General features: G+C 40.8%; 11 protein-coding genes and 3 pseudogenes. 6 read left to right on the top strand and 8 right to left on the bottom strand.

The features are described from left to right. The 8 genes and pseudogenes from H6G97_RS56260 to H6G97_RS39840 all read right to left on the bottom strand — a co-directional run. Positions 1-262 (bottom strand): annotated as a pseudogene (locus tag H6G97_RS56260) (hypothetical protein); the annotation flags it as partial. Between the two features lie 330 nt (positions 263-592). After that, complete coding sequence (locus H6G97_RS53785; RefSeq protein ID WP_242055890.1) at positions 593-1,177, bottom strand: hypothetical protein; 585 nt, start codon at positions 1,175-1,177, stop codon at positions 593-595. Between the two features lie 81 nt (positions 1,178-1,258). Continuing rightward, positions 1,259-1,921, bottom strand: a complete 663-nt coding sequence (gene dgt, locus H6G97_RS53790) for a dGTP triphosphohydrolase (protein ID WP_242055891.1) — start codon at positions 1,919-1,921, stop codon at positions 1,259-1,261. Positions 1,922-2,195: 274 nt separating this feature from the next. Further along, positions 2,196-2,666: an NAD(+)--rifampin ADP-ribosyltransferase gene (gene arr / locus H6G97_RS55065; RefSeq protein ID WP_422394262.1), complete on the bottom strand. Its 471-nt coding sequence runs from the start codon at positions 2,664-2,666 to the stop codon at positions 2,196-2,198. Between the two features lie 394 nt (positions 2,667-3,060). Next, positions 3,061-3,400 (bottom strand): annotated as a pseudogene (locus H6G97_RS39825) (hypothetical protein); the annotation flags it as partial. 10 nt (positions 3,401-3,410) lie between these two features. Further along, complete coding sequence (locus H6G97_RS39830; RefSeq protein WP_242055892.1) at positions 3,411-3,869, bottom strand: GNAT family N-acetyltransferase; 459 nt, start codon at positions 3,867-3,869, stop codon at positions 3,411-3,413. After that, the gene (locus H6G97_RS39835) at positions 3,856-4,740 is read right to left on the bottom strand and encodes a hypothetical protein (protein WP_190946142.1); all 885 of its coding nucleotides are present in this window, start codon (positions 4,738-4,740) and stop codon (positions 3,856-3,858) included. The genes H6G97_RS39830 and H6G97_RS39835 overlap by 14 nt, the downstream gene beginning before the upstream one ends. 251 nt (positions 4,741-4,991) lie before the next feature. Continuing rightward, positions 4,992-5,201, bottom strand: a complete 210-nt coding sequence (locus H6G97_RS39840) for a helix-turn-helix transcriptional regulator (RefSeq protein WP_308737867.1) — start codon at positions 5,199-5,201, stop codon at positions 4,992-4,994. 190 nt (positions 5,202-5,391) lie between these two features. Between H6G97_RS39840 and H6G97_RS39845 the strand changes: the two genes are divergently transcribed. From H6G97_RS39845 to H6G97_RS39870, 6 genes and pseudogenes are all read left to right on the top strand, one after another. Beyond that, a complete protein-coding gene (locus H6G97_RS39845; RefSeq protein WP_190946143.1) occupies positions 5,392-6,204 on the top strand; it encodes a hypothetical protein in 813 nt (270 codons plus the stop codon). Between the two features lie 124 nt (positions 6,205-6,328). Next, positions 6,329-6,613, top strand: coding sequence for a hypothetical protein (locus tag H6G97_RS39850; protein ID WP_190946144.1), 285 nt, complete (start codon positions 6,329-6,331; stop codon positions 6,611-6,613). A gap of 34 nt (positions 6,614-6,647) precedes the next feature. After that, positions 6,648-6,848 carry a hypothetical protein gene (locus H6G97_RS39855; RefSeq protein ID WP_190946145.1) on the top strand — a complete coding sequence of 67 codons (201 nt, stop codon included), beginning with the start codon at positions 6,648-6,650 and terminating at the stop codon, positions 6,846-6,848. A 38-nt stretch (positions 6,849-6,886) separates the two neighbouring features. Further along, complete coding sequence (locus H6G97_RS39860) at positions 6,887-7,717, top strand: hypothetical protein (RefSeq protein WP_190946146.1); 831 nt, start codon at positions 6,887-6,889, stop codon at positions 7,715-7,717. A 66-nt stretch (positions 7,718-7,783) separates the two neighbouring features. After that, entirely contained in the window at positions 7,784-7,993 is a 210-nt protein-coding gene (locus H6G97_RS39865) for a hypothetical protein (protein WP_190946147.1), read from the top strand. Positions 7,994-8,009: 16 nt separating this feature from the next. Then, positions 8,010-8,227: pseudogene (locus H6G97_RS39870) on the top strand (hypothetical protein); the annotation flags it as partial.

An 8,227-nucleotide genomic window follows, 5' to 3' on the forward strand; every position in this document is an offset into this window, starting at 1 on the left:
GATCTGTATAACCTGCGATCGCGCAACTGGGCCAATGCCTTTCCTGCCTCAAAAAATGCACGTTCCACCTTTCGCTCTAAATTTAGGCGATCGCTAATTTCCTGCTCAGTTAACTCTGGAACTTCAACAGCACTAACTGTAATTGTTGCTGAACCTGGGTCTTCTTGCTGGGAGATATCCTCGTTTACAGAGTTAGCTGCTGAAATTGAATCGGTAGTGCAGCAGAAGTAGCTTTCTTACGTCTAGAAAATGTTTTAGCCATCATTCCACTTTTTGATCAGCCCTTGCAGATTGAGCAGTTACAAAAAAGATTAAATATTCTTTGTCCAAATTACGTAAAATATAATATTGTAGAAAAAGGATATAAAGGAGCGTATGCGAAGTTAAGCATTGCAGACAGTTCTTTAGATAAATAAAATGTTGATAATAAAGATATTTAATTAGACTTAAAATATTCCAAATATAGTAGTATTTATGAGTAAGTTATCTCTTGTATATTGGAGTAATGCAGATAGCAAAGCCTGCTACTAAAGCATTATAACCATTTTACTTCTTCTTTTTTGTTTAAGTCTCATTAATAAATAGTGCAAATTCATCCCAAAGAAATCCCACTAAATTTTTGAAATAGTTTAGTAGCATAGGAATCAGTCATACCAGAGATATAGTCTGTAATCTTCAGAATTTTTTCATAGCTATCATCCTCTAAATTTAGATGATGTTTTTTTGGAAGCATTTGATAGACTAATTTGGACTTATTGTCATTATTTAATATTGTGTTAGCAAACTCAGTCAATAACTTGGCTAAAACTTCGTATCCAGCAACTTGGATACTAACTACATCCTGATGCTGAAAAACAGTATCACTAGTTTGTTTTCCAATTTCTTTTAGATGCTCTGCATAATCACTTAAAGATAATAAACCTTCTTCAAATTCTCCTGAAAGAATTTCTGTTTCATGATCTAAAAAAATCTTAGTTGCTTCTCTTATAAGTTTATCAATAGCTTTAGCACGCAACCGTTTAACTTTTTCATCGTTACTATCATCATCTTTTTGAATATCAATATCTGCAATCTTATTAAGCAAGTCTTTAGCTTGCTCAAATGATATATAACCCATACGATGTCCATCTTCTACATCAACAATTGAGTAACAAATGTCATCTGCTGCTTCAACCAAAAAAGCAAGTGGATGTCTACACCACCATGCTGCATTATCATGACGGCGAATTAACCCAACTGTATTTGCTACTTCAGTAAATCAATCTTTTTCTGCCTGAAAAAAGCCATGTTTTTTAGGAATTCTACTTGTGGAATTTTTTAAGATAGATTCTGGTATTAAAGATTCTCTAGGATACTTTGTAAAAGCAGCTAAAGTTGGGCAAGTGAGTTGCATCCCCCCTCTTTGAGGAACCATTTCAAGCTTAGTTAAAATCCTAAATCCCTGTGCATTACCTTCAAATAAATCAAAGTCAGCTTTTTGAAACTCGGTAAGTAGTTCCTCTTTTATTTGATTAACAGAACTATACCAAGATTGAAATGCTGTACGAATAGCATCTTCTCCAGAATGACCAAAGGGAGGATTACCAATATCATGAGCTAGACAAGCAGCAGACACAATCTCACCGAAGTCTGAAGGACTGTAACCATATTTATCAAGCTTGTGTCTTTTTATAATTTCATCGCCTACAATCCTACCAAGAGAGCGGCCAACACAAGAAACTTCAAGACTGTGAATTAGACGAGTACGAATATAGTCATTTGTGGGTAAGGAAAAAACCTGTGTTTTATCTTTGAGGCGGCGGAAAGGGGAAGAAAAGACCAAGCGATCATAGTCTCTTAAAAACGGGGTACGACCATGTTGAATATCTTCTTGTTCTGTCCTACCAAGCCTTTGAGGTGTCAGGAGCTTTTTCCAATCCATCATAGTGATTTTCGTAGCAATAATATATATTTTGCTACATTGTACTCAACCAAAGCTAGATTGTAACCTGGTAATAAACTGTTTTTTGCTTCCAAAATAAGATTTCTACGTAATTTTTGCACTTCCTACTTATCGGATGCAAAATTGCCATAATTGTTCAGAGGCTTAACCAATCCTGTACTCAGACTCTAGAAGCGTCAACAATTTCTCTTCGACAGCCGTTAAATAAGGCCGTTGATTTCAATCGGTGAGCAGGATGTGGGAATCTTAGAAATTAATTAATAATTTCTCCTTTGTTATTGGCCAACTTTTCACGCCATTTTTGGAGTTCTTCAGGTGTTTGTCTCACCCAATCTGTGACTTCGCCAACGATTTTTAATGGTGCTTGGGAACGATATGAGCGTGTCGGATTACCCGGAAATTTTTTGTCTGTAACATTCGGGTCATTTTCAAAACTCCCTGTCGGTTCAACGATATAAACACGTTCACGTCCATCGCCTTTTGCTAATGCAGCAGCTAGTCCCGCTCCATTAACAAGAGCTGTAAAATAAATGTGATTCATTTTGAGTTCAGATTTGTAATTAGAACTGCCCCCTGCTGTCAGTAAATCGCCAACCGACAAATCTGCTTTAGTTCCATGATAAAAAGGACCTTTGTCAGAAGGTTTATCCTTAAACGAAGTTGCTAATTCATAATTCTTTTTTGCCTGGTCGGGGTCGCTTAAGTCCTCATAGCATTTAGCAATGTTTGAATATAGAGCAGGCAAAGCACTCTTAACAGAGTCGTCATTTATTTTTAATGCAAAATGCAAAGCCATTTCGAGCCATTTTAATTTATCGGAAACATCTTTTTGATGTCGGGCGACATAATGAGCTGAAATAAACTTTTCAAAGTCGTATGTCGCTTCGTTCCAGGCTTCAAGAAACAGTTTACTTGCTTCTTCTGCTTTGCCTTTTTCTTCCATGCCCATACCTTGAAGACAGAGTTTAACAACATTGTTGTTTGGGTTGAATTCCATGATTACTTTGTCTCGTAATGATTGTAATTTCGATTTAGTTGCTTGTCCTTAGTCTGTTGAAGTGCATCGTAACTACTGCTAACGGTTCGCTTGAGCGGCTGCAAATAACCTTTACCTCACACCAACACCCACCCTTACCCCTGAGTTCGGGGTTGCCCTTGGCTAAAACTTGGCATACTTCGCCCAAGTGGTAGGTGTTTGGTACTCTGGTTCGCTCCATTATGCGCTGCACAATGTCTTTGACGATTCTACCACTTGGAACTTTACCACCCGCTTCCTCTACTGCCTTCGGCAACGTCAGGGACGAACGCGTAACTCCATAAGTGCCTTTCCCGCCTCAAAAAACGCCCGTTCTACCTTTCGCTCCAAGTGCAAGCGGTAAGCGTAGCCATGCCGTCAAGCTTATCGCTAATTTCTTGCTCGGTTAACTCTGGAATTTCAACAGCAGTAACGGTGATTGTTACTAACCAATCAAGCAAGCTTTTTAATCATAAATACGCTGTTCGGGTCATCAATGTATTCACCAAAGGGGCTTCGATACTCAAACCCATACCGTGTATACAAAGCTCGTGCTGAAGCAAATTCTGGAATTACCCCTGTTTCTAAATTCAAGCAATCGTAACCACGCCGTTGGGCTTCTTTAATAATCTGTTCCAGAATCTTTGAGGCGACACCCCTACGTCGGTGAGCCTTGACGGTACGCATTGATTTAATTTCACCGCTTCTTGAATCTAGTTCTTTCAATGCCCCGCATCCAAGCAGTTCTTCGCCATCCCAAGCCGTCCAAAAAGTAATATCAGGTGAACGCAATGCCTCTATATCAAGAGCATGAACGCTTTCGGGTGGGGTAATCTCATGCATGTTTTTGAGATGTTCCCTCAGAAGGTCAGCAATATTTTTACCTGTCAAGTCATCTTCACGAATTTGCAATCGGCTTATTTCCTTCATTAACCCCATATTCCTGCTCAATCAAACTCAACACCTTCTCCTCCAGCACAGTCAAATACGGTCGCTTCAACTCCCCCAGATGCTTCAGCACAGCACGGGCAGCTTCTTCTAATTTCTCATTTTCCCGCAACCTACTGATGCGATCGCTGATTAGCTGCATCTGCTGACATTCCGACTCCAAGTAGTTCAGTGGCTTGAGGTGGTCAATTCTGACGCTGTACTCGCCATCCCACATTGTAACTGTACAACTGAACTCACCGACATGGCTAACGATGCACCAGCAGCCACCTTTGCCCCTGAGTTCGGGATTGTCTTTTGCAAGGATTTGGCAAACTTCGCCAAGGTGGTAAGGATTAGGGGCTTTAGTACGCTCTAGAATTCGCTCAATCACATCTTTGACAACACGACCAGTTGGCACTTTGCCATCAGCTTGTTGCACTGCCGCTTGCCACACCTGCCATTGCTCTTGAGGTTTTAGTTTCGTCATTGGTCGAACTTGACCTTCACTGGTAGGTAAGATTTGTGATCCATTTGTTGTCAAATCCTTAATTCCCAAATTTTGACAACAAATTGTTGTCAAATTTTCGTATACATCAGCTGCTGCAATCAAGTAGTTCGACTTTTGGCGACTGTGACCAAAGCGATCTCGGCAATATTCCTCGAAAGTACGGTGAGTTGAACGATATAAACGGCGATCGCGTAACTCCATTAAAGCTTTCCCTGCCTCAAAAAACGCTCTTTCCACACGGCGCTCTAGGTAAAGGCGGTCGCGCTGTTCTTCTTCTGTCAACTCTGGAATTTCGACAGAGGTAACAGTTATGTCTGCTGAAACCGGATCTTCCTCGTTTGACATATTGATTAACGCCGTTTCCACTTTATGAAGTAAATCGACATTAAGTTGCAACTCAGTTGAGCTAATCTTGCTTAATACATATTCCGCAACTATCAGCAGTCATGCCTAATCCATACTGGGAAACGGATTTACGGAGCGCCAAATGCAAGGAATGGTAGCTTGAAGTTCATTGCAACGTAATAAATACTTAAGATGACAGAAGCGATCATCTCTTCCAGAAAAGCAAAAAAGTAACACTTAAAAGGTTTATTTCATTCGAGAGCATTACCTGATTCCTTTACTGCCGTCATCAGTTCATCAAAACTGCATTCATACAGTTTCATGAGTTCGCTGAACTGATCAATTCGTAGTTTTGGAATAGTTTTCCCATACTCCCAATTACGAACAGTAGATTCTGCTATACCTACACGGCTAGCAACATCTACCGTTCTTAGTCCTTTTCTTTCTCTTAGCTGCTTCATATTCATTACCTAAGTTTACCAAGAGTGTATTATATCTCATTAAATTATTTAGTTACTAAATTCAGTTGAAATACTTTGTTGTGCTATTCACAAGCGCTAACGGGTTAGCAGATAATAACAATATAGAGAAGCGCCCTGGACTCGCAATCTCAAGCGCTTCTCTTGCCCTAAATTTAAAGGCTCATCAATCATGACACACCAAATCTACAGCCAACAACAGCTGCAACTGAAATCCATTGCCCGTCTCAAGCAAATCTACAGCGAAATCGGCTCCACAGTCGAAGTAAGCGACAAACGCTGTAAGGATGCCTGGATTTCCGCCATTGTTAACTATCAGACAAGTAAGATTCAGAAAGTCGCCCCTGCTGGCCCCGACGAACAAGCCCTCGCCCAAGCCGAACTCGACAACTACATCGCTGACCAAGCCAAAGTTGTAGCTCCCGAACCCCTCACAATAGTCGAAATCTCATTTGACCATCACGAATATTACGCTGATGACAAACTGGTAGCCAGCATCAGCCATGACGACAACCACCTAACCCAACGCTGGGTAATCACGATCAACGATAAAGAAGTATTTCGTGCCAACACTCTAATGCGTTGCGATCGCTTCATCTGCACTCACTACAAAGACGGCTCATTACCTGTGCAGGAGAAAGAAGCAACACCATGCACTACTGGCAACGAAATCATGGCGCAGATTTTCAACGAATGCGAGAAGTTTGGCTTTGAAATCCTCAACGAGGGCATTTACCAGAATGACGAGAAATTAGGCGAAGTCGGACAAACTGATGGTGGCTGGTGGTTCACACGCGCAGCAGACAAAACCCAGCGCATACCCTGTGATTCCGCAATGTCAGCAGTTCAATCGCTATCGATGGTGGATGTGTCTACTGATAGTAAATCCGTTTTTGATGAATACTTTTTAGAGCAACCCTTAGAACAACTAACTGGCGATAAATTGCAACAGCTACTGGAGAGAACGGAGTTAGTTACAGCGTAAAGAGTAGGCTTCTCTTGGGAAAAGTTTAGAGGGGAAAGGTTAAAGGTAAATTTCTTCATTCCTCCCCCCCTTACCCCTTCCCCTTTTCTCTAAAACACATTCCCTTCATTCACCAATCACAACAATGCAACGCACAATATCAATTCCCCAACACTGGGGCTACCCTCGCTTTGCTTTGGAACAGCGTACAGAACAAGGCACGATTTTAGGACTTTACTACTATCCCTCTGGTACAGAATTGGCTGAACAATTCGGTGTTGGTTGGCGTTATGCTCTGATGCCTAATAAAAACTCTGATGAATTGTTCCACTTTCAGGAAAATAAAATCCAACTGTTTTCCCCACAGGAATTATTTTCACAGATCCGCGCAGAGATTGACTTTTATCAACAGCAGATAGGAATTCGGTAACAGCAATTATTAGCCATCACTGGAGGTAGCATCAATGGCTACTTCTACAGGCAATTTTGACCGTAGGGCTAATCATTTGCTGCGTTCGATTCGCCTTTGCGGTGGTTGTGTTCCTCTGCACCGTTTGCAATTGCAATTCTCAGATTCAGTCATTCAAACACTGTTGGATAAAGAACTGGTGCAAGTGCAAAACACGGGACGCGGCTTTTTGTTGGAGATTGCCAAGGATTTTTAGTTTTACAAACCACTAATTATTGCACAGGTTAACAAAACATGATTGCTGAAATCAAACTAGGTTTATGCAACCCTCCCGAACCCATCTATTTATTTGTCAATCAGGGGGAAGTAGACGGTGAATCTTTCGTTTGGTACAAGTTCAATATCAGCCAGGAGAAGAAAATCCCTGTTCCTCAAAGGGCATTAACTGGGTATCTGTCAGAACTGCGATTGACGACTAAAGAGTTCAAAGGCAAGGACAATCTGAAGCTGGATATTGTAGTGAGCGCTGATGAACTTTATGTAGTGAGAACTGGCATTGAAACCAACTTTGCCAAAAGCTTTCTTTTAGCTGCCTCAAGTGTTCAAGATTTTTCTAAGCCACTAATTATCGTTGCTAATGCTGGCGAAGAAAACACAGTTTTCTGTAACCTTTACGATGCTGCAAGTAAAACCAAGGTTTACAGAGAATGGAGTAGAGATTTAGATTGGGCGACCATCATTCGTGACATTCAAATTTTATTAACTGGTAATTCCTCAACTATTCCATCCACCCCAAAACTTAGTGTAGTCCCTCAACCAGTACATCCTCAAGACTTACGAATCAAAAATATCCGCACTTTGCTTGATTATCCCCTTGATTTAGTCAGAGAGTGGTTACAATTTCAAGACACAAATAGCCCCAGCCAATTGCATATTAGCAAAGTCAACGAACTGGTAAAGACTATGTGTTTGGCTTGGGCGGCAGATAAGTGTGACCATCCCAATCATGCCGAGTCTTCGTATCAAAAGCAGGTTGTTGATGCTGTTGCTAGCGGTGCAGATGAGTTAACTGCAATCAAAACATGGATGCAACAGGTGCAAGCAGCAAAAGCTGGAGCAGTGTAAATCAAAAGCCAGAATTCAGAATAATTCTAACTTCTGAATCCTCAATTGATTAGATAGGAATTAACCATGAAAGTCATCGTCACAGTTGTTGAAAAAATCACCAGCGAAGCGCACATCGATATCCCTGATGGGCTGAATCAATCCACAATCAAGCAGCACATAGTAGACCGCTACAACACTGGAGAGATATCCACAAATATGAACATCTTTCAAGTTGACTTTGAATCAATCAGCGCTCAAATTGTTCAAGAAAATTCTTCTCCTAAATCTGCATAAACATTGGAGGTAATAAATGAATCTCAAATGGACTGATGAAGAACTCGCAATCATTGAAGCTAAAGCTGAACTTTATACCCCAAAACAAATAGCCTCAATCTTAAAAAGACATGGATATTTTCGCACTCCAATTGCTATTGCTACTAAACTTTGGGCTTTAGGTTATTCTACAAGCCCCTTTCTCGATAACTATAGTAGTGCTGAAATCGCCCGTGTTCTATGTGTGCATTCCAC

Source organism: Nostoc flagelliforme FACHB-838 (assembly GCF_014698065.1).
Lineage (GTDB): Bacteria > Cyanobacteriota > Cyanobacteriia > Cyanobacteriales > Nostocaceae > Nostoc > Nostoc flagelliforme_B.